Source organism: Aquabacterium sp. (genome assembly GCF_021768455.1).
Lineage (GTDB): Bacteria > Pseudomonadota > Gammaproteobacteria > Burkholderiales > Burkholderiaceae_C > Aquabacterium.
Map to the genome: position 1 here is coordinate 1 of NZ_JAIZVX010000077.1, position 19,728 is coordinate 19,728.

The 19,728-nt window shown below is 66.2% G+C and carries 19 protein-coding genes, 1 other RNA gene and 1 pseudogene; 11 read left to right on the forward strand and 10 right to left on the reverse strand.

The window, feature by feature from the left end; all coding sequences use genetic code 11:
- Positions 1-1,023: dihydroorotase (gene pyrC, locus QZ994_RS11405; RefSeq protein ID WP_290871559.1), on the forward strand; the 1,023-nt coding region annotated here is incomplete at its 5' end.
- A gap of 12 nt (positions 1,024-1,035) precedes the next feature.
- Here the strand turns inward: pyrC and QZ994_RS11410 are convergent.
- Both QZ994_RS11410 and cysK read right to left on the reverse strand, forming a co-directional pair.
- Positions 1,036-1,866 carry a potassium channel family protein gene (locus tag QZ994_RS11410; protein WP_290871560.1) on the reverse strand — a complete coding sequence of 277 codons (831 nt, stop codon included), beginning with the start codon at positions 1,864-1,866 and terminating at the stop codon, positions 1,036-1,038.
- A 17-nt stretch (positions 1,867-1,883) separates the two neighbouring features.
- A complete protein-coding gene (cysK, locus tag QZ994_RS11415) occupies positions 1,884-2,801 on the reverse strand; it encodes a cysteine synthase A (RefSeq protein WP_290871561.1) in 918 nt (305 codons plus the stop codon).
- Positions 2,802-2,919: 118 nt separating this feature from the next.
- Here cysK and dsbD point away from each other — a divergent pair, with 118 nt between their 5' ends.
- From dsbD to QZ994_RS11435, 4 genes are all read left to right on the forward strand, one after another.
- Positions 2,920-4,590 carry a protein-disulfide reductase DsbD gene (dsbD, locus tag QZ994_RS11420; protein ID WP_290871562.1) on the forward strand — a complete coding sequence of 557 codons (1,671 nt, stop codon included), beginning with the start codon at positions 2,920-2,922 and terminating at the stop codon, positions 4,588-4,590.
- 63 nt (positions 4,591-4,653) lie between these two features.
- A complete protein-coding gene (locus tag QZ994_RS11425) occupies positions 4,654-5,853 on the forward strand; it encodes a multidrug effflux MFS transporter (RefSeq protein WP_290871563.1) in 1,200 nt (399 codons plus the stop codon).
- 9 nt (positions 5,854-5,862) lie between these two features.
- Positions 5,863-6,219: RNase P RNA component class A (gene rnpB / locus QZ994_RS11430), an RNA gene on the forward strand.
- A gap of 116 nt (positions 6,220-6,335) precedes the next feature.
- On the forward strand, positions 6,336-7,469 hold the full coding sequence (locus tag QZ994_RS11435; RefSeq protein ID WP_290871564.1) for a carbonic anhydrase: 1,134 nt from the start codon (positions 6,336-6,338) through the stop codon (positions 7,467-7,469).
- An 18-nt stretch (positions 7,470-7,487) separates the two neighbouring features.
- Here the strand turns inward: QZ994_RS11435 and ruvC are convergent, their stop codons facing one another.
- From ruvC to QZ994_RS11450, 3 genes are read right to left on the reverse strand one after another with little or no spacing between them, the layout of a single operon-like run.
- Entirely contained in the window at positions 7,488-8,042 is a 555-nt protein-coding gene (ruvC, locus tag QZ994_RS11440) for a crossover junction endodeoxyribonuclease RuvC (protein WP_290871565.1), read from the reverse strand.
- Between the two features lie 28 nt (positions 8,043-8,070).
- Positions 8,071-8,964: an alpha/beta fold hydrolase gene (locus QZ994_RS11445; RefSeq protein ID WP_290871566.1), complete on the reverse strand. Its 894-nt coding sequence runs from the start codon at positions 8,962-8,964 to the stop codon at positions 8,071-8,073.
- Positions 8,961-9,413 carry a MarR family transcriptional regulator gene (locus QZ994_RS11450; RefSeq protein WP_290871567.1) on the reverse strand — a complete coding sequence of 151 codons (453 nt, stop codon included), beginning with the start codon at positions 9,411-9,413 and terminating at the stop codon, positions 8,961-8,963. The genes QZ994_RS11445 and QZ994_RS11450 overlap by 4 nt, the downstream gene beginning before the upstream one ends.
- Before the next feature lie 174 nt (positions 9,414-9,587).
- Between QZ994_RS11450 and QZ994_RS11455 the strand changes: the two genes are divergently transcribed.
- A complete protein-coding gene (locus tag QZ994_RS11455; protein WP_290871568.1) occupies positions 9,588-10,928 on the forward strand; it encodes an esterase-like activity of phytase family protein in 1,341 nt (446 codons plus the stop codon).
- A 32-nt stretch (positions 10,929-10,960) separates the two neighbouring features.
- Positions 10,961-11,542, forward strand: coding sequence for a hypothetical protein (locus tag QZ994_RS11460; protein ID WP_290871569.1), 582 nt, complete (start codon positions 10,961-10,963; stop codon positions 11,540-11,542).
- 112 nt (positions 11,543-11,654) lie between these two features.
- Here the strand turns inward: QZ994_RS11460 and purH are convergent, their stop codons facing one another.
- Genes purH through dusB form a run of 3 tightly spaced genes read right to left on the reverse strand, consistent with a single transcriptional unit; the run spans position 11,655 to position 14,599 of the window.
- Entirely contained in the window at positions 11,655-13,244 is a 1,590-nt protein-coding gene (purH, locus tag QZ994_RS11465) for a bifunctional phosphoribosylaminoimidazolecarboxamide formyltransferase/IMP cyclohydrolase (RefSeq protein ID WP_290871570.1), read from the reverse strand.
- Positions 13,245-13,273: 29 nt separating this feature from the next.
- Positions 13,274-13,510, reverse strand: a complete 237-nt coding sequence (locus QZ994_RS11470) for a Fis family transcriptional regulator (RefSeq protein ID WP_290871571.1) — start codon at positions 13,508-13,510, stop codon at positions 13,274-13,276.
- Positions 13,511-13,516: 6 nt separating this feature from the next.
- On the reverse strand, positions 13,517-14,599 hold the full coding sequence (gene dusB, locus QZ994_RS11475; RefSeq protein ID WP_290871572.1) for a tRNA dihydrouridine synthase DusB: 1,083 nt from the start codon (positions 14,597-14,599) through the stop codon (positions 13,517-13,519).
- 428 nt (positions 14,600-15,027) lie between these two features.
- Between dusB and QZ994_RS11480 the strand changes: the two genes are divergently transcribed.
- Together QZ994_RS11480 and QZ994_RS11485 are read left to right on the forward strand one after the other, a co-directional pair.
- On the forward strand, positions 15,028-15,855 hold the full coding sequence (locus tag QZ994_RS11480) for an OmpW family outer membrane protein (protein ID WP_290871573.1): 828 nt from the start codon (positions 15,028-15,030) through the stop codon (positions 15,853-15,855).
- A gap of 155 nt (positions 15,856-16,010) precedes the next feature.
- On the forward strand, positions 16,011-16,574 hold the full coding sequence (locus QZ994_RS11485) for a YqaA family protein (RefSeq protein ID WP_290871574.1): 564 nt from the start codon (positions 16,011-16,013) through the stop codon (positions 16,572-16,574).
- A gap of 266 nt (positions 16,575-16,840) precedes the next feature.
- On the opposite strand, the gene QZ994_RS11490 is transcribed toward QZ994_RS11485, so the two are convergent.
- Entirely contained in the window at positions 16,841-17,170 is a 330-nt protein-coding gene (locus QZ994_RS11490; protein ID WP_290871575.1) for a copper-binding protein, read from the reverse strand.
- 33 nt (positions 17,171-17,203) lie between these two features.
- Positions 17,204-17,992, reverse strand: a pseudogene (locus tag QZ994_RS11495) (multicopper oxidase domain-containing protein); the annotation flags it as partial.
- Between the two features lie 3 nt (positions 17,993-17,995).
- Here QZ994_RS11495 and QZ994_RS11500 point away from each other — a divergent pair.
- On the forward strand, positions 17,996-19,042 hold the full coding sequence (locus QZ994_RS11500) for an argininosuccinate synthase (RefSeq protein ID WP_290871577.1): 1,047 nt from the start codon (positions 17,996-17,998) through the stop codon (positions 19,040-19,042).
- A gap of 98 nt (positions 19,043-19,140) precedes the next feature.
- Positions 19,141-19,728 (forward strand): lyase family protein (locus QZ994_RS11505; RefSeq protein WP_290871576.1); only part of this gene is annotated, 588 nt, incomplete at its 3' end.

The following is a 19,728-nucleotide window of genomic DNA, read 5'->3' on the forward strand; positions in this document are numbered from 1 at the left end:
ACCCTCACGCTGACCCGCCCCGATGACTGGCACCTGCATGTGCGTGACGGCGCCGCCATGGCCGCCGTGGTGCCTGCCACGGCCCGCCAGTTCGGTCGTGCCATCGTCATGCCCAACCTGCGCCCCCCGGTGATCACGGCCGAGCAGGCCGCGGGCTACCGCGATCGCATCCTGGCCTGTGTGCCGGCCGGTCAGACCTTCGAGCCCCTGATGGTGCTCTACCTCACCGACAACACCCCCGCCGAAGAAGCGGCTCGCGCCAAGGCCATGGGTGCCGTTGCCTTCAAGCTCTACCCGGCGGGTGCCACCACCAACAGCGACGCCGGCGTGACCGACCTGCGCAAGACCTACAAGGTGCTGGAGGCCATGCAGCGCGAAGGCCTGGTGCTGTGCGTGCACGGTGAGGTGACGGACAGCGAGGTCGACGTGTTTGACCGCGAGAAGGCCTTCATCGACGACAAGCTGATCCCGCTGCGCAAGGACTTCCCTGAACTGAAGGTGGTGTTCGAGCACATCACCACCAAGGAAGCCGCCCAGTATGTGAACGAGGCCGATGCCTTCGTGGGGGCGACCATCACGCCCCAGCACCTGCTCTACAACCGCAACGCCATCTTCATGGGCGGCGTGCGCCCGCATTACTACTGCCTGCCCATCCTCAAGCGCGAAGAGCACCGCCTGGCCCTGGTCAAGGCAGCCACCAGCGGCAGCCCCAAGTTCTTCCTGGGCACCGACAGCGCCCCGCACGCCTCGCACCTGAAGGAGCACAGCTCGGGCTGCGCCGGTTGCTACACCGCGCCCTGCGCCATCGAGCTGTATGCCGAGGCGTTCGAGGCGGCCGGTGCGCTCGACAAGCTGGAGGGTTTTGCCAGCTTCTTTGGTGCCGACTACTACGGCCTGCCGCGTCACACCGAGCAGATCACCCTGGTGCGTGAAGACTGGGTCGTGCCCGAGTCGCTGCCCTTTGGCGAAGCCGAGATCAAGCCGCTGCGCGGCGGCGAGACCCTGCACTGGCGCCTGCGCTGAGAGGTTTCCGCCTCAGGCGGTGGGCGTCGCCTCGGCCGGGGTCTGGGGCGGCTGCGCTTCGGCAGGGGGGGCATTCAGTCCCTTCTGCGCGGCGAGCTCTTCGCGCAGCAGCCGGATCTCTTCGCGCACCGTGCGCAACTGGGTGTGCATGTCGCGCATGATTTCGTGCTCGACCTTGCGCTCCTGGGTGCCCACGAACATGGCCGCGATGCTGGCCGTCACCAGCGAGAGCAGGCCATAGCCCAGCAGCACCACAAAGACCGAGAAGATGCGCGAGGCCGTGCTGCTGGGCACCACATCGCCATAACCCACGGTGGCCGCGGTGGAAAACGCCAGCCACAGACCGTCGTGCAGCGAGTCGATGCCCGGGTCCAGCCAGTAAAAGCCGATGCCGCACAGCGCCAGCACCGTGGCGCCCATGGCCAGCAGGCGTGCCAGGCCGGTTTCCGTGAACAGTGGCAGGCTGATTTTCAGCAGGCGGTAGAGCATCAGCACCGCGACCAGCAGCCGCCAGATCAGCGCCGGCTCCGAGGCATTGCTCTGGGGCAGCACCGCGTTGAGCAGCAAGGCCCCGCCCAGGAACCAGTCCAGCTTCAGGTCGACCGCATGGCGGGCCCAGCTCACCGTGCCGCCGGGCGGGTGGGCTTGGCGGGCCAGGCTGTGTTGCAGTCGCCAGCTGGAGGCCAGCACCACCAGGCCGCTCACCACGTACATCCACGTGGCCCAGGTGGCCGGTGTCGGCATCATGGAGTCGTAGAAGGCCGGCACGCTCGCCACCAGCGCGATCAGCATAGGCCAGGGCGAGTGGGCCGCGTCCAGCAGCCTGCGGCGGCGAGCGCTCATGGTCGGCGGCGTGGACCTCATGCAGGCAGGAAGCCTTCCACAGAGAGGTAGCGCTCGCCGGTGTCATAGCAGAAGCCCAGCACGCGGGCACCGTCCGGCAGCTCGGGCAGTTTCTGGGCGATGGCGGCCAGCGTGGCGCCAGACGAGATGCCCACCAGCATGCCTTCTTCGCTCGCGGCACGGCGGCCGTATTCGCGGGCGTCTTCGGCATCGACCTGGATGACGCCGTCGAGCAGGTCGGTCTGCAGGTTCACCGGGACGAAGCCTGCCCCAATGCCCTGGATGGGGTGGGGCGCCGGGCTGCCGCCCGAGATGACGGGCGAGGCCTTGGGCTCGACCGCGAAGACCTTCAGGTTCGGCCAGGCGGCCTTCAGCACGCGGGCGCAGCCCGTGAGGTGGCCGCCGGTACCCACCCCGGTGATCAGGGCGTCCAGGCCCTCGGGGAAGTCGGCCAGGATCTCCTGGGCCGTCGTCTTCTCGTGGACGGCGATGTTGGCCGGGTTCTCGAACTGCTGCGGCATCCAGCCCAGCGGGGTCTCGGCCAGCAGTTCCTGGGCCTTGGCGATCGCGCCCTTCATGCCCTTTTCGCGCGGCGTCAACTCGAAGTGGGCGCCATAGGCCAGCATCAGGCGGCGGCGCTCGATGGACATGCTGTCGGGCATCACCAGCACCAGGCGGTAGCCCTTGACCGCGGCGACCATGGCCAGGCCCACGCCGGTGTTGCCCGAGGTGGGTTCGATGATGGTGCCGCCGGGCTTGAGGGCGCCGCTGCGTTCGGCGTCTTCGACCATGGCCAGGGCAATGCGGTCCTTGATGGAGCCACCCGGGTTGGCGCGCTCGGCCTTGATCCACACCTCAGGGGCGGATCCAAACAGGCGGTTCACGCGTACATGGGGGGTGCGGCCGATGGTGTCGAGGATGCTGAGGGCTTTCATGGACGGGCTCCTTCACGTGAGCAAAAAACAAGGGCAAGAGATGGCATCGATCTTAGAACCTGGGCTTATGACAAGGCCGCATGTGAGCATACGCCGCGTGCCGGGCAGAATGGAGCGCATGCGTGCTTCTCCCATTCTGACGCTGGGCCGTTGGCTCGGCCTGACCCTGGTCATCTTCTGTGCAAGCTGGATGGGGGGGCTGGCCCGTGCCCAGACCTTCCTGCCGGTGGATGCGGCCTTCAAGCCCAGGCTGAGTGCACAGGGGCCGCAGGCCGTGGCCCTGGTGGTGCAGCAGGCGGCGGGCGTCTACCTCTACCGTGAGCGTTTCGAGGCCCGCCTGCAGGCCAGCGAGGCGGCGTCGGAACCTGGGCAGCCCCTGGCCCTCGACTTGCCTCCGGGACAATCCAAGTACGACCCCACGTTCGACAAGACGCTGGAGGTCTACCACGGCGAGGTGCGCGGCACCATCGCCCTGCCCGCGGGCCTGTCGGGGCAGCCCGTGCTGACGCTCGTTTACCAGGGCTGTGCCGATGCCGGCATCTGCTACCCCCCGCAAACCCGCCGTTATCAGCTGGCGCTGGACGCCCAGGGCGGTCTCCAGGGGCTCTCGCCCCTGTCTGCCAAGGCGGCGGTGAGCGCCGTCCAGGTGGAAACCGCTTCGCCCGATGCCGACACCAGCCGCATCCAGCAGGCCCTGGCCTCGGGGCAATGGTGGCTGGTGGTGCCCGCCTTCCTGCTGGCCGGCGTGCTGCTGTCGCTCACGCCCTGTGTGCTGCCCATGGTGCCCATCCTGTCGTCGATCATCGTGGGGCAGAAGGGCTCGGTCGGCCGCGGGCGCGGCTTTGCCCTGGCGCTGGCCTATGCACAGGGCATGGCCCTGGTCTACACGGCACTGGGTGTGGCCGCAGGCCTGCTCGGGCAGGGCCTGGCCGCCTACCTGCAGCACCCCTATGTGGTGCTGACCTTTGGGGCCCTGATGGTGGTGCTGGCCCTGGCCATGTTCGGGCTGTACGAACTGCGCCTGCCGGCCGCCGTGCAAAGCTGGCTGGGCGAGGGCAGCAACCGGCTGCCAGGCGGGCGCTTCGTCAGCGTCTTTGCCATGGGCGTGGTCTCGGCCCTGATCGTCAGCCCCTGCGTGTCGGCGCCATTGGCCGGGGCCCTGCTTTACATCAGCCAGACCCGCGACGTGTGGCTGGGGGCCACCGCGCTCTACGCCATGGCCTGGGGCATGAGCCTGCCGCTGTTGCTGGTGGGCTTGTCGGCCGGCAGCCTGCTGCCCCGCACCGGCCCCTGGATGAGCGCCGTGAAAACGCTCTTCGGGGTGCTCATGCTGGGCATGGCCGTCTGGGTCACACGCCCCGCCTGGCCCTTTGTGGTCGCGCAGTTCAAGGGGCCGGGTGCGGTCGTCTCGACCCACCAGAGCGTGCTGCCCTTCGAGCGCGTGCGCAGCGTGGCCGAACTCGATGCCGCCGTGGCCCGCGCCGCCGCCCAGGGCAAACCGGTGATGCTCGATTTTTACGCCGATTGGTGCGCCGCCTGCCTGGAGATGGAGCACGACACCTTCACCGACCCCGCCGTGCGCCAGCGCCTGGCCGGCGCCGTGCTGCTGCAGGCCGACGTGACGGCCAACAACGAGGCCGACCGGGCCCTGCTGGCGCGCTTCCAGCTCTTTGGTCCGCCCGGCCTGATCTTCTACAGCCCGCAAGGTCAGGAAAAGGCCTCGGCCCGCGTGATCGGCTTCCAGAAGCCGGCAGACTTTCTGCGCAGCCTGCAGAATGCAGGGCTCTGAGCGGCAAGCGGTCTGGTCCACGAGAACAGGCCGGGCGGCGCCCGCCCCCACCTGATCTCTGTCATGCACCCTGATGCCCGGTCCCTTTGGCGCGCGCCACTGTGGACGCTTTCCGTCCTGCTTGCCGCGCTCGGCATGCTGGGGCCTTTTGCGATCGACACCTATCTGCCTGCTTTTGCCGGCATCGCGGCCGACCTTCAGGCCACGCCGGTGCAGATCCAGCAGACGCTGTCGGCCTACCTCTTCGCCTTCGCCTTCATGAGCCTGTTCCACGGCTCGCTGTCCGACAGCTTCGGGCGGCGGCCCGTGGTCCTGTGGGGCATCGCGGTCTTCACCCTGGCCTCGGTGGGCTGTGCGCTGTCGCAGAACATCGGGCAGCTGGTGGCCTGCAGGGCCTTGCAGGGGCTGTCGACGGGCGCAGGCATCGTGGTCTCGCGGGCCGTCATCCGCGACCTTTTTCCTCCGGCCGATGCCCAGCGCGTGATGTCGCAGGTCACGCTCTTTTTTGGCGTGGCGCCGGCCGTGGCGCCCATCGTGGGCGGTTTCCTGTTTGTGCACCTGGGCTGGCACGCCGTGTTCTGGGCCCTGGCCCTGGCCGGTGCGTTGCTGTGGGTGGGCAACTGGTGGCTGCTGCCCGAAACCCTGCATGGCAGCCTGCGTCAGCCCTTTGCGGTGAGGCCGCTGGTCAGGGCCTATGTCGAGCTGGCCCTCAACCCCCGCTTCCTGCTGCTCGCCCTGGCCAGTGGCGTGCCTTTCAACGGCATGTTCCTTTACGTGCTGTCGGCCCCGGCCTTCCTGGGTGAGCACCTGCACCTGGCGCCCACCGAGTTTTTCTGGTTCTTCCTGTGCACCATCAGCGGCATCATGGGAGGCGCCTTTCTGAGCGGTCGCCTGGCCGGCCGCATCGCGCCCGAGCGCCAGATCCGCATCGGCTTTGCGGTGATGCTGGCGGTGTCGGTTGGCAACCTGATCGCCAACCTGCTGTGCGTGCCCCATGTGGGTTGGGCCCTCATCCCCATCGGCCTGTATGCCCTGGGCTGGGCCATGATGACCCCGGTCGTAACGCTGCTGGTGCTCGATCTCGTGCCCGAGCGCCGCGGCATGGCGGCTTCGCTGCAGGCCTTTGTGGGCGCCGCCTCGAACGGCCTGGTGGCCGGGGTGGTCGCGCCCCTGGTCATGCACGACACCCAGTTGCTGGCCTTGGCGTCTCTTTTGCTGATGATGGTCGGATTGTTCGCCTGGGGCTGGCTGCAGCGGCGATAATGCGGGGGTGAAGTTGGCCAGACCGCCGCTGGTGCGAGGCTCGAAAGGGCGCACTGGAGGAAGGTCCGGACTGCACAGGGCAGCGTAGGAGGTAACGCCTCTCCACCGCGAGGTGAGGATCAGAGCAACAGAGACGAGCCGGTTCAGTCCGGGTGAAACGGGCAATCTCTACGTGCAGCAACACCAAATAGGCACACGCTGAGCGGCATGGTCATGCCGTGTCGCTCTGACCCTGGCCCGGGGTTGTGTGCGGGTAGGTGGCATCGAGCCGTTCTGGCGACAGGCGGCCCAGAGGAATGGCGGTCACGGTCCCGCGCCGCAAGGCAAGGGGCCGCACAGAATCCGGCCTATCGGCTGACTTCACACTTTTTCTCACGCCTCGGCCGTGCCGCGGGCGTTTTCGCGCAGACCATTCAGGTCACTTGGGCTCAAGTTCCAGGGGCACCCGGTCGACAACACGTCGTCATCCGGAGTCTGTCACCATGCCCAAGTCGTTTTTCACCTGCTATGCCTCCCAGCTCATCCTGGCGGTGGGGCTGAGTGCCTGCCCGGATGCCTGGGCGGCCGACCACGGGGCCGATCACGGCGGTGGGCACGAGCCCAAGGCGGCGGCCAAGCCTGCGGCCAAAGCAGAAGCCAAGGCCGAACCCAAAGCCGAGGCCAAGGTCGAGCCCAAGGAGGCCGACATCAAGCCCAAGCTCAAGGCCGAAGCCAAGCCCGAGGCGGGCGAGTCGCGGGGCAGTGTCTCGATGACCGAGCTGCGCGAAATGATCGACCAGAAAATCGCCGAGGTGCGCACCAAACAGGCCCCGGCCGTGGTGCGCATCCAGCCGCGTTCGGCCCCCAAGGCCAAGCCCACGCTCCTGGCCGCGGCCCATGGCAGCCAGGGCGAACTGCTCCCTGCCGGCAAGCCGGGCGAGGGCCACGGCGCGATGGGCCATGACGTGCACTGGGCCTACAGCGGCGACACCGGCCCCGACAGCTGGGGACGCCTGAAGCCCGAATTCCAGCAGTGCATGCTCGGCAAGCGCCAGAGCCCCATCGACATCCGCGAGGGCATCCCCGTCCAGCTGGACCCCATCCAGTTCGATTACCGCCCCACGAACTTCCGCGTGCTCGACAACGGGCACACGGTGCAGGTCAACCTCGACCCGGGCAACAGCATCACCGTGAACGGTCGACGCTACGACCTGCTGCAGTTCCACTTTCATCGCCCCAGCGAAGAACGCATCAATGGCCGCCAGTTCGAGATGGTCGCCCACTTCGTGCACAAGGACATGGATGGCAAGCTGGCGGTCGTGGCCGTGCTGATGGACCAGGGCAAGGCCCACCCCATGGTGCAGCTGGTGTGGAACAACCTGCCACTGGAAAAGGGCACCGAGCAGGGTGCCCTGCAGCAGATCGACCTCTCGATGATGCTGCCCGAGGCCCGCCAGTACTACACCTACATGGGCTCGCTCACCACGCCGCCGTGTTCCGAGGGCGTGCTGTGGATGGTGATGAAACAGCCAGCGACCGTGTCGCGCGAGCAGGTGGCCGTGTTCAGCAAGCTCTACCCGATGAACGCCCGCCCCATCCAGCAGGCCTCGGGCCGGCTGATCAAGGACGGGCAGTGAGTCGCACGAAGGTCGGGGTCAGTACACCCGGCCGCCTTTGATCTGCGCGTGCGTTCGCCGCGTCAGCTCGGTGGCCTTGGCCATCTGGGCCATGGCGTGGCCGGCGTGCGCGTGGCAGATGGCCAGGCCCAGCGCATCGGCCGCGTCGTTGTGCGGCTCGCGAGGCAGTTGCAGCAGGCGCATCACCATGTGCCGGATCTGCGCCTTGGCCGCATGGCCATGCCCGACCACGGCCTTCTTCATCTGCAGCGCGGTGTACTCTGCCACAGAGGGCGCCTGGGCCTGTGACAGCAGCCCGGCGATGGCCGCGCCCCGCGCCTGGCCCAGCAGCAGCGTCGATTGCGGGTTCACGTTCACGAACACGATTTCGACCGAGGCCTGAGTGGGTTCGTAGCGAGAGACCACCTCGCGCACCCCTTCGAAGATCAGGCGCAGGCGCTGCGGCAGGTCACCCTGGGCCGCTTCTTTGGTCTTGATGGTGCCGCTGGCGACGTAATGCAGGCGTGGGCCATCGGCTTCGATGACGCCAAAGCCGGTGGTCTGCAGACCGGGGTCGATGCCGAGGATTCTCATGAGGCCCCGAGGATAACCGCGGAGGGCCTCAAGCCTGGCCGCGCAACGCCTGGGCGATCACGGGCCACAGTGCCTGGTGAGACGGGCGAAACCAGTCGATGTGCCCGATGGTGCGCAGGCCGTGAGCCGATGGCCGCAGGCACACGGCCCGGGTGGGGGCGCCTGGGAAGGTGCGGAGCAGGTCGGCCACGGTGGCCGGGGTGGCGATGTCGTCGTCTTCGGCGTGCAGCACCGTGATGGGCGTGCGCACCAGCGCGTGGAAGTCACGCTCGGGGGTGTGCTTCACCGCATTCGTGGCGTAGCCGCCTGCCGCGCACCACTGCCCCCATTGCCGGGCCACGGCTGCGGGCAGGTCTTCGCCCAGCCCCACGGCGGAGGTGGGCGCATAGCCCTTGATCAGCGTACCCAGCGGCACCAGGCAGCGCAAACCCAGTCTGGCCTTGAAGCGAAACGCCGGGCGCATGCCGCGGAACCAGCCGGTCGACGCCGCCACGCCCACCAGGCGCGCCACACGGTGGTGATTGGGCAGCAGCCCGATCATCTGGCCTCCTGCACTGTGCCCCAGCAGCAAGGCCTGATCTTGGCCTGTGTGCTGCAACAGCCAGTTCAGTGCGGCCACCTGGTCCTGCTGCCCCCAATCGGCCAGGGTGGCGCGGTGGTACTTCAGCGGGCCCTGGCGCGACAGGCCGACGCCCCGGTAATCGAACACCAGCACGTCGTGCCCCTGCTCGGCCAGCCAGGCGGCAAACCGCAGGTAGAAGTGCTGTTTCACGCCCGTGGCCGGGCTCAGCAGCACGGGCAGGTGTTGCGCCGCTTGCAGGCCGCCGTGGGCCGGCAGAAAGTGGCCCTGGAGCGGCGTGCCATCTGCACACAGGAGCGTGATGCGATCAGGGTCCTGAGATGCCTGGGGGGCGTGGGTCATGGCGTGGTGTCGAGCTGTTGAACATGGGTGAGCCAGCGCGCCACCACGGCCAGTTCGGCCTCCGTGAAGCCTTGGCTCAATTGCCGGTTGATGCGCTGGGTGATCGGCTTGAGGCGCGGCAATTGGGCCAGGCCTGCGGGCCGCAGCCACACGCGTTGGGTGCGGCCGTCCTCGGGGTCGGGGTGGCGGGCCACCCAATCCAGGGCTTCGGTGCGTTGCACCAAGCCTGACATGGCCGATGGCACCAGCTGAAGGGCCCTGGAGAGCTGGCCCATGGTGGCGCCATCGGTCTGTTGCAAGGTGAACAACAGCCCAGCCTGGGCCGGGGTCGGCATCACCTCGTCTGCGGTCGACAACTGGGCCTGCAGCGCCGTCATCCATGCCTGCAGGCTGCGCTGTGCGCTGTTGAGCAAGAAGATCAGCCTTGGATTTTTGAAGGCATTGGACATGGTTGTTTCGCATGCGAAATTCGTGTGCGAAATATACAGACAGGCGAGGGGCGCCGTGTGCTCGGGGTCCCATTCGGGGATGAAGGGCTGCCACGCCGGGCGTGACGTGTGTCACGGTCGCGTCACGGAGGCCGCCTAAGGTTCGGGGTCCTCATCTGACTTCGCCGTACGCCCATGAACACCTTGTCTCGCTCTGCCCTCGCCTTGTTGTGCGCCGGCATTTTCGGTTCGGCTCAGGCCGTGGACCTGATTGCGGTGGGCCAGTTGTCGGCCACGGCATCCGATCTGTCTGGCCTGTCAGGCAAGCTGGAAAGCGGTGCGGCCGCCAACCTGCTAGGTGGCATGGGTTCGGGGCTGGCCTGGGCGGGTGGCAACACCTTCCTGGCCTTGCCTGACCGCGGCCCCAACGCCAATGCCTGGAACAGCGCCGTCGATGACACGACCTCCTACGTGCCACGGTTCCACACCTTGCAACTCGTGTTGAGCCCGGCCACGGGTGGCAACCTGCCTTACACACTGAGTGCCACCGTCACCGGCACGACCTTGCTTTACAGCACCCAGCCACTGGCCTATGGCCCCGTCACCCCGGAGGGCAATGGTGGTGGCCGCTACTTCTTCTCGGGTCGATCCGACAATTTCGACCCCTCGCAAAGCTCCGCCAATCCTTTCAACGCCCGCTTTGACCCGGAAGGCATCCGTGTCTCCCGCACCGGCAAGACCGTGTTCATCTCCGACGAGTACGGCCCCTACGTCTACCAGTTCGATCGCGCAACGGGCGCCCGTGGCCGCGTGTTCACGCTGCCCGCCAACCTGGCCGTGACCACCCTGTCGGCTCAAGGCAGTGTCGAGATCGCCGGCAACACGACGGGGCGCGTGGCCAACAAAGGCATGGAAGGCCTCGCCATTTCGCCGGATGGCAAAACGCTCTTCGGCTTCATGCAGAGCCCTCTGGCGCAGGATGGCGGCGATGGTGGCCGGGCCAACCGCATCGTGACCATCGACGTGGCCAGTGGCCTCACCAGGCAGTACGCCTACGACAACTACGCCCTCGACAAGGCCAAGGCCTACAACAGCAGCGAAATCCTGGCACTCAACAGCCACGAGTTGCTGGTGCTCGAGCGCGATGGCAAGGGCCTGGGTGACGACTCCACCGCCAGCGTCAAGCGCGTCTACAAGGTCGACCTGGCGGGTGCGGAAGACGTCAGCAACCTCAGCGGGGCCGCGGCCTTGCTGGCCAAGGCGCCCGCCAAGACGCTGTTCCTGGACATCCGCGCCAAGCTCAACGCCGCAGGCATCACCGATGCCAACATCCCGGCAAAGCTCGAGGGCATGGCCTTTGGCGCCGACATCGTCGTGGGCGGCGTCACCAAGCACACGCTCTACATCGCCAACGACAACGATTTCATCGCCACCACCGCGGGCGGCAAGTCCAACCCCAACCAGTGGTTCGTGTTCACCTTCACCGATGCCGACCTGGGCGGCTCGAGCTTCGTGAACCAGACCATCGCGCCTTGAGCGCCTGGCCTCCACTTTGACACCTCCGCATCATGAACACCTCTCGCCTTGCTTTCATCGCCGCTGCGCTCCTGAGTGCCGGCGCCGCCCACGCCAGCTTTTCCGGCGATTTCTCTGCGGCCAACTGGGCCACCTCCGTGAGCAACGGTGGCAACGGCAGCGCCGTGGTTTCCAGCGATGGCAGCACCCTGACCTTGACCTCGTCCGACTTTTCGCCTTTCACCAGCCTCTTGGCCTCCGATGTGTCAAGCCAGATCACGCTCACGCAAGCGGTCTCCTTGAGCTTCGATTGGGCCTATGTCAGCAACGACGAAAACGGCTCCAGCAGCGACCCCTTCGGCTACAGCGTTGACGGCGTCTTCACCCAGTTGAGCGCCAACGACAGCTGGGATGGACAGTCTGGCAACGTCACGCTCAGCCTGAACAAAGGCCAGACCTTTGCCTTCGTGAGCCGCTCGGTGGACAGCATCTTTGGCGCATCCGTGGCCACGGTGACGGGTTTTTCGGCCACCACCACCGCGCCCACCCCGGCCGTGCCTGAGCCCTCGGGCGCAGCCTTGGTGGCAGGGGGGCTCCTGGCCCTTGCCGCAGTGGGACGCCGCCGCGTGCGCTGAGACCTTCTGTCGGCGCACGCTGGGGGCCTGCCCATGAAAAAGGCCGCAGCCCCTTGCAGGGATGCGGCCTTTTTGCCTTGATGGTGAATCGGGTGCGGCACCCGACGTGCGATCAGTGGCGGAAGTGGCGCGTGCCCGTGAACACCATGGCGATGCCACGCTCGTCGGCGGCGGCGATCACCTCGTCGTCACGCATCGAGCCACCCGGGTGGATGACGCAGGTGGCGCCGGCATCGACCACCACGTCCAGGCCGTCTCGGAACGGGAAGAAGGCGTCAGACGCCACGGCCGTGCCTTGCAGCGTCAGGCCAGCATGGCCGGCCTTGATCGAGGCGATGCGGGCCGAGTCCAGGCGGCTCATCTGGCCGGCACCCACGCCCATGGTCATGCCGTCCTTGCAGAAGACGATGGCGTTGCTCTTGACGAAGCGGGCCACCGTCCAGGCGAACAGCAGGTCCTTGAGCTGTTGCTCGGTTGGCTGCAGCTTGGACACCACCTTGATGTCGCCCACCAGGTCGATGTTGTCGGCCGATTGCAGCAGCATGCCGCCGCCCACGCGCTTGAAGTCCAGGGCGTTGCTCAGGGTGCGGGTGGCCGCGTCCAGCGGCACTTCCAGCAGGCGCACGTTCTGCTTGGATGCGTAAGCGGCGCGCGCAGCGTCGGTGAACTTCGGTGCGATCACCACTTCCACGAACTGCTTGTTGGCGTTGATGGCGTCGATCACGTCGACGTCGACCACGCGGTTGAAGGCCATGATGCCGCCGAAGGCCGAGGTCGGGTCGGTCTTCAGGGCCTTGCTGTAGGCCTCCAGCGGGGTCGCGCCCACGGCCACTCCGCAGGGGTTGGCGTGCTTGATGATGACGCAGGCGGTGGCCTCGAAGGCCTTCACGCATTCCCAGGCGGCATCGGCATCGGCGATGTTGTTGAAGCTCAGTTCCTTGCCCTGGATCTGGGTCCAGTTGGCCAGGGTGCTGACGACGGGCGAGGCTTCACGGTAGAAGGCCGCCGACTGGTGCGGGTTCTCGCCGTAACGCATGCCCTGCACCTTTTGCAGCTGCAGGTTGAAGACGGCCGGGTAGGCTTCCTTGGCCGGCACGGCTTCGGTCTTCAGCTCGCTGCCGGCTTCCAGCGCGGTCAGGTAGTTGGTGATCATGCCGTCGTAGGCGGCGGTGTGGGCGAACACCTTCTTGGCCAGCATGAACTTGGTCGTGCGGGTCAGGCCCTCGCCCTTCAGTTCGGACAGCACCTGGGTGTAGTCGACCGGGTCGATGATCACGGCCACGTCCTGCCAGTTCTTGGCGGCGGCGCGCAGCATGGTGGGGCCGCCGATGTCGATGTTCTCGATGGCGTTCTCGAGCGTGCAGTCGGCCTTGGCCGTGGCCTGAGCGAAGGGGTAGAGGTTGACCACCAGGATGTCGATGGTGTTGATGCCATGCTCTTTCAGCGCGGCCATGTGCTCGGGCAGGTCACGGCGGGCCAGCAGGCCGCCGTGCACGCGCGGGTGCAGGGTCTTGACGCGGCCGTCGAGCATCTCGGGGAAGCCGGTGACTTCCGAGACCTCGGTCACGGGCAGGCCCTTGTCGGCCAGCAGTTTGGCGGTGCCGCCAGTGGAGAGCAGCTTGACGCCTTGGGCGTGCAGGGCTTGGGCGAATTCAACGATGCCGGTCTTGTCAGAGACGGACAGCAGGGCGGTCAGGGCCATGGGTTCTTCCTTGTGGGCAAAGAGCGGGGTTACTTGATCAGTTTGTGTTCGAGCAGCTTGCGGCGCAGGGTGTTGCGGTTGATGCCCAGCCAGTCGGCGGCCTTGGACTGGTTGCCCTCGGCACGTTGCATCACCACTTCCAGCATCGGGCGCTCCACGGCGTTGACGACCATGTCGTACACCGCGTGGGGCTCGGCGCCGCGCAGGTCGTGGAAGTAGCCTTCCAGGTTGTCTCGGATGCAGTCTTGGATGTTTTTCTTGCTCATGTCTTGTCAGTTCGCTGTGCAGGCGGCCTCCCTGGCGTCCTGCGCGTCGTCTTCATGGGCCAGGTCGAGGGCCGCGGCCGGCAGGCGGTCGTGGTCCACGCTCAGGGCGTCGAAGAAATCGCTCACAGCCTGCACCTGGGTGGCGCAGCTGTCCAAAGTGTTCATGTGGGCGCGAAAGGCTTCGCCCCCTGGCAAGGCCCGCACGGCCCAGCCAATGTGCTTGCGCGCGGTGCGCACGCCAGCGAATTCGCCATACAGGCCGTAGTGCTCGCCCAGGTGGTCGAGCAGCCAGTGCTTGACCTGCTGCGTCAGCGGTGCCGCGCGGTGCTCACCGGTGGCCAGGAAGTGGGCGATGTCGCCGAAGATCCAGGGGCGGCCCTGGGCGGCGCGGCCGATCATGATGGCGTCGGCGCCGGTCAGTCTCAGCACCTCGCGGGCCTTCTCTGGCGTGGTGATGTCGCCATTGGCCACCACTGGCACGCGCACGGCGGCCTTCACCGCGGCGATGGTGTCGTACTCGGCCTGGCCCTTGTAGCCCTGCTCGCGGGTGCGGCCATGCACGGTCAGCATGGCGATGCCGGCCTGTTCGGCGGCCCGGGCGATGCGCACGGCGTTCTTGTGCTGCTGGCTCCAGCCGGTGCGCATCTTCAGCGTCACGGGCACGCCGTGCGGCAGGCAGGCGGCCACCACGGCTTCGACGATCTGCAAGGCCAGGGGCTCGTCCTGCATCAGCGCCGAGCCTGCCCATTTGTTGCAGACCTTCTTGGCCGGGCAGCCCATGTTGATGTCGATGACCTGGGCGCCGCGCTCGATGTTGTAGGCGGCGGCTTCGGCCATCATGGCCGCGTCGGTGCCCGCGATCTGCACCGAGATGGGCGCGGTCTCGCCGGTGTGGTCGGCGCGGCGCGACGTTTTGAGCGTGTGCCAGAGGTCCTTGCGCGAGGTCACCATCTCGCTGACCGCATAGCCGGCGCCCAGCTGCTTGCAGAGCTGCCGGAAGGGCCGGTCGGTCACGCCAGCCATCGGCGCCACGAACAGGCGGTTGGGCAGCTCGACGGAGCCGACCCTCAGCGTGCTGGCGGTGGACATGGACAAAGGCGTGGACACGGTGAGGCGCAGGACGGACGGTCGATGGGTGGGCAATGGGCGGTGTTGGCGCAGCTTGGGCGACGCTGGCGGCAGATGGCGGCCAGACTCGGCGCTGAAAGACGCCGCAGCCCCGACCGCCTGGGTGCGATCAGGGCTGCTTAAAAAGGAGGCAGAGTATAGCCGCGACCGGCTGGTTTGTGGTGGTCTTTCGCGGCCGCGGTTCCAGGCCTGCGTGGCCCCCGTGTGTCACGGCACCCTGTGGCGGGATCAGACAAAAGGGTGGTTGACGGTGCTTGGGGTGTGATCTGTTGCGCATTCGGGCTGCATATCGAGGGTAATCACGGGTAGATGCCTGCAGTTGCAATGCAATCGTTGCACCTAGAATGAATTGGTACCAACCGTAACCGCCCTTCCTGCCGTCGTACACCATGTCCACATCCGCTCGCTCCATCTTCGCCCTGGCCGCCCTGCTGGCCGCCGTTTCCGCCCAGACCGCGTCCGCCCAGTCCTACACCGTGAAGCTGGGTGGTGCCCGGATCGATCCGCGCGCCACCAGCAGCGACCTGAAGGGCACGCTGCCTGTGGGCGGTGGCTCGGCCGTGTCTTTTGCGCTCCCTGCGGGCAACCAGCTGGAGGTTCAGCCGAAGTCCACGCTGATCTTGAGCATCGAGCGGGCCATCAATGACCACTTCAGCGCCGAACTGGTGCTTGGCGTGCCGCCGAAGCACGATGTCAAGGTCCGTGTCGGTGCGCCGGTGAAAGAGAGCGCCTCCCGGGTCGCGCAACTCACCTCCGTGGTGGCCAACACCGGCGGCACGTCGTCGCCTTACTACAGCAGCCTGGTGGGCGCGACCGTGGCCCAACGCGTGGCGTCGTATGACGGTGCCACCGTGGCCACGGTCAAGCAAATCGCGCCAACCCTGTTCTTGAACTACAAGTTCCTGGATGCGGGCAGCGCGCTGCGCCCCTACATCGGCGTGGGCATCAACTACACCCATTTCAGCTCGACGGCCACCACGGCTGGCGTCGACATCTACAACGATGGTCCGGTTCGCATCAGCCTCACGGATTCCATCGGGTTTGCCGCACAAGTGGGCGCGAGCTACCAGATCGACAAGAACTGGTCGCTGAACGCAGGCTGGTCGACCGCAGCGGTCAAGAACAACATCACGATCCGCACCAACCACGGCGAGCAAACGGCCACCTACCGTTTCCACCCCTCGGTGTTCTCGGCCACGGTGGGCTATACCTTCTGAGCCGGATTTGAGCCGAATCTGAGCCGAGCCACGGCATCCGTTGCGCGGCCCCGCCAGGGGCGCCGACTTGAATGACGCCACAGGGCGAGCCTCCGCGAACGCGGGCGCTCGCCCTGTGGCCTTTGAGGGATCCGGCTTGCCCTGACAATGCGCCCATGAGCGACTGGTTTCTGACTGCGACACAGACCCTGATGCACTGGCTGGCCATTCCCGAAGTCGGGCTGGGGGCGGTGTTCCTGATCGCCCTGGTGTCGGCCACGCTGCTGCCCATGGGCTCCGAGCCTGCGGTGTTCGGGCTGGTCAAGCTGCAACCGGAGATGTTCTGGCCAGCCGTGCTGGTGGCCACCCTGGGCAACACGGTGGGCGGCGCAATCACCTGGTGGATGGGCCGTGCGGCACGCGAGGCCGCCGACCGCTTGCTGCACCGCAGCGAGGCCCCTCTGTGTTCGGGTGTGGATCCTCGGGTGGGGGCGGAGGCGACCTCGCCGTCCTCGGCTCCGCCGCCCGAAGGCGGCGCGGCGAACCACCGTGCCGCGCGCTGGTTGCAGCGCTTCGGTGCGCCGGCCTGCCTGCTCTCCTGGTTGCCGGTGGTGGGCGATCCCCTGTGTGCCGTGGCCGGCTGGTTGCGGCTGCCCTTCTGGCCCTGTGTGGGCTACATGGCCTTGGGCAAACTGGCCCGCTACCTCAGCATGACGGCCTTGCTGCTCCACCTGGTCTGAACGGCCCGATGTGGCCTTGCTTTCACCGAGTGAAATGCGGGGTCATCCCATGAACATGGGAATCTTTTTGTAACATCTGGGCAGGGTGCGATCGGAACTTCTGCGTCTCCGGCCACTAAACTTCCGGCAGGTCGTCACCCATGTGAACCAGAACGGCCGTCAAAAAGAAGCAAAACGCTGTCATCGAAAAGATTCAGGTCCAGGGAGGACATGCATCGGCACGCAGGCTCCCACCTCACGGTGGGGGCCTGTTTGTTTTGGGGCGTTCACTTGCGGGCGTCGAGCGTGGTGAGGGTGAACTGGCCGCCCACCTTGTCGGCGGTGAAGCTGACCTTGTCACCCACCTGGAAGCGCTTGAGCCAGGCCGGGTCGGCCACGCGGAAGCTCATCTGCATGGCGGGCATGTCGAGGTTCTTGATCTCGCCATGCTTGAGGGTGATCTTGCCGGCATCGGCGTCGATCTTCTTGATTTCGCCGTCCACCACCTGGGCCAGGGCGGCCAGGCTCATGCCCAGTCCGACCACGAGGGCGGTCAGGGTGCGCGTGGCGCTGCGCACGGCGTGTGGTGTGTTGCTTGGCTTGGATGGGCTGTTCACGTTTCGCTCCTTGGGCGGTCACCGGGCAGGTGCTCAATGACCAGTATGGCCCGAAGCCGGTTTGTGGGCCTGCCAACCGGCATCCTTCCCGGTGGGTGGGGCAGAGGCTGCGGCAGAGGGGGCCAGGGCCGCTTCGGGCGGCGGGGCGTCCCCCTGTGTCCATGAACGGGCGGCGGTGCCCGGTGGTTGACGGTACCAGCCGGGATCCCGGTTGCTGCCCGGCGGCTGGTCTTTGCGCACCTTGAGGGTGGTGAACATGCCGCCCATGCCGATGGCGCCAAACGGGCCGGTGCCGGTCATCATGGGCAGGGTGTTGTCGGGCAGCTCCATGTCCATGTCGGCCATGTCGTGCATGCCGTGCTGGCCCATGGCCATGTAGCCGGGCACCAGGCGGTTGACCTGCTTCGCCAGGTCCTTCTGGTCGACGCCGATCAGGTTGGGCACGGCGTGGCCCATGGCGTTCATGGTGTGGTGGCTCTTGTGGCAGTGCAGGGACCAGTCCCCGGGCTCGTCGGCGATGAACTCGAGCTGGCGCATCTGGCCCACGGCGATGTCGGTGGTGACCTCGGGCCAGCGGGCGGATGGGGGCACCGGGCCGCCATCCGTGCCCGTGACCTCGAACTCGTGGCCGTGCAGGTGGATGGGGTGGTTGGTCATGGTGAGGTTGCCGATGCGCAGGCGCACGCGGTCGCCCTGGCGCACGTTGATGCTGTCGATGCCGGGGAAGGCTCGGCTGTTCCAGGTCCAGAGGTTGAAGTCCAGCATGGTGTTGGTCTTCGGTGTGCTGGCGCCGGGCTCGATGTCGAAGGCGTTGAGCAAAAAGCGCTGCAGTCCGGTGCGTCTGAGTGCCATGTGGTTGACCTGCGTGAAGAGTTCATCAGCGAATACGTTTATCCGGTGCTGCAAACCGGCGCTCTGTATGAAGGCACCTACCTGCTGGGTACCTCTATGGCGCGTCCAATCATCGCTAAAGCGCAGGTTGAGCTGGCGCTGAAAGTAGGCGCAGACGCGCTGTGCCACGGCGCGACCGGTAAAGGTAACGACCAGGTCCGTTTCGAAACCACCTACACCGCGCTGGCTCCACAGCTGAAAGTGGTTGCGCCATGGCGTGAGTGGAACCTGCGTTCCCGTGAAGCGCTGCTGGACTATCTGAAAGAGCGCAATATCCCGACCACCGCGTCGCTGGAAAAAATCTACAGCCGTGATGAAAACGCATGGCACATCTCTACCGAAGGCGGCGTGCTGGAAAGCCCGTGGAACGCACCGAACAAAGATTGCTGGGTGTGGACCGTCGATCCGCTGGAAGCCCCGGACCAGCCTGAACAGGTAACGATTGTCGTTGAGAAAGGTCGCGTAGTAGCGGTTAACGGTGAAGCGTTAACGCCGTTCGGCTGCCTGGACAAACTGAATGCGATCGGTGCGCGTCACGGCGTGGGTCGTATCGATATCGTAGAAAACCGTCTGGTCGGTATTAAGTCTCGCGGCTGCTACGAAACCCCTGGCGGCACTATCATGGTTAACGCGCTGCGTGCCGTTGAGCAGTTGGTTCTTGACCGTGACAGCTTCAAATGGCGTGAGCAACTGGGCCTGGAAATGTCCTACGTTGTTTACGATGGCCGCTGGTTCGCACCGCTGCGTAAATCTCTGCAGGCATCCGCAGAAGCGCTGGCGGAAGAAGTGAACGGCGAAGTGGTACTGCAGCTGTACAAAGGCCAGGTTACCGCGATTCAGAAGAAATCCGCTAACAGCCTGTACTCTGAAGAGTTCGCCACCTTCGGCGAAGACGAAGTATACGATCACCGTCACGCGGGCGGCTTTATCCGTCTGTTCTCCCTCTCTTCACGCATCCGCGCGCTGAACGAGAAAAAGTAATCTGTTGCGGTGGGCGAGGCGAGCCTCGTCCCCTGCAAGATTTCCCAGGGGCGGCACCCGTGCCGCCTCTTGCATAATTTCTGAATGGAGTACTGAGCATGGCACTTTGGGGTGGACGGTTTACGCAGGCAGCAGATCAACGTTTCAAACTGTTTAATGACTCACTGCGCTTCGACTATCGTCTGGCAGAGCAGGACATTACCGGTTCCGTTGCCTGGTCCAAAGCGCTGGTGACGGTCAATGTATTAACCGCAGAAGAGCAGCAGCAGCTGGAAAGCGCGCTGAATGTTCTGCTGGAAGAAGTGCGCGCGAATCCGCAGCAAATTGTGGAAAGCGACGCCGAAGATATTCACAGCTGGGTGGAAGGCAAACTGATCGATAAGGTCGGCGCGCTGGGTAAAAAACTCCACACCGGCCGTAGCCGTAACGATCAGGTCGCAACCGACCTCAAACTGTGGTGCAAACTGCAGGTCAGCGAACTGCTGGCCGCGACCCGCCAGTTCCAGCAGGCGCTGGTGGCCACCGCCGAAGCGAATCAGGACGCGGTGATGCCGGGTTATACCCACCTGCAGCGCGCGCAGCCGGTGACCTTTGCTCACTGGTGCCTGGCCTACGTAGAGATGCTGGCGCGCGATGAAAGCCGCCTGCAGGACGCCCTGAAGCGCCTCGACGTCAGCCCGCTGGGC

Coding starts and splice junctions, on each gene's coding strand:
- QZ994_RS11480 (WP_290871573.1), top strand. CDS start 15,028: ATGTCCACATCCGCTCGCTCCATCTTCGCCCTGGCCGCCCTGCTGGCC.
- QZ994_RS11460 (WP_290871569.1), top strand. CDS start 10,961: ATGAACACCTCTCGCCTTGCTTTCATCGCCGCTGCGCTCCTGAGTGCC.
- QZ994_RS11435 (WP_290871564.1), top strand. CDS start 6,336: ATGCCCAAGTCGTTTTTCACCTGCTATGCCTCCCAGCTCATCCTGGCG.
- QZ994_RS11445 (WP_290871566.1), bottom strand. CDS start 8,964: ATGACCCACGCCCCCCAGGCATCTCAGGACCCTGATCGCATCACGCTC.
- QZ994_RS11470 (WP_290871571.1), bottom strand. CDS start 13,510: ATGAGCAAGAAAAACATCCAAGACTGCATCCGAGACAACCTGGAAGGC.
- cysK (WP_290871561.1), bottom strand. CDS start 2,801: ATGAAAGCCCTCAGCATCCTCGACACCATCGGCCGCACCCCCCATGTA.
- purH (WP_290871570.1), bottom strand. CDS start 13,244: ATGGCCCTGACCGCCCTGCTGTCCGTCTCTGACAAGACCGGCATCGTT.
- ruvC (WP_290871565.1), bottom strand. CDS start 8,042: ATGAGAATCCTCGGCATCGACCCCGGTCTGCAGACCACCGGCTTTGGC.
- QZ994_RS11410 (WP_290871560.1), bottom strand. CDS start 1,866: ATGAGCGCTCGCCGCCGCAGGCTGCTGGACGCGGCCCACTCGCCCTGG.
- dusB (WP_290871572.1), bottom strand. CDS start 14,599: ATGTCCACCGCCAGCACGCTGAGGGTCGGCTCCGTCGAGCTGCCCAAC.
- QZ994_RS11450 (WP_290871567.1), bottom strand. CDS start 9,413: ATGTCCAATGCCTTCAAAAATCCAAGGCTGATCTTCTTGCTCAACAGC.
- QZ994_RS11485 (WP_290871574.1), top strand. CDS start 16,011: ATGAGCGACTGGTTTCTGACTGCGACACAGACCCTGATGCACTGGCTG.
- QZ994_RS11425 (WP_290871563.1), top strand. CDS start 4,654: ATGCACCCTGATGCCCGGTCCCTTTGGCGCGCGCCACTGTGGACGCTT.
- dsbD (WP_290871562.1), top strand. CDS start 2,920: ATGCGTGCTTCTCCCATTCTGACGCTGGGCCGTTGGCTCGGCCTGACC.
- QZ994_RS11455 (WP_290871568.1), top strand. CDS start 9,588: ATGAACACCTTGTCTCGCTCTGCCCTCGCCTTGTTGTGCGCCGGCATT.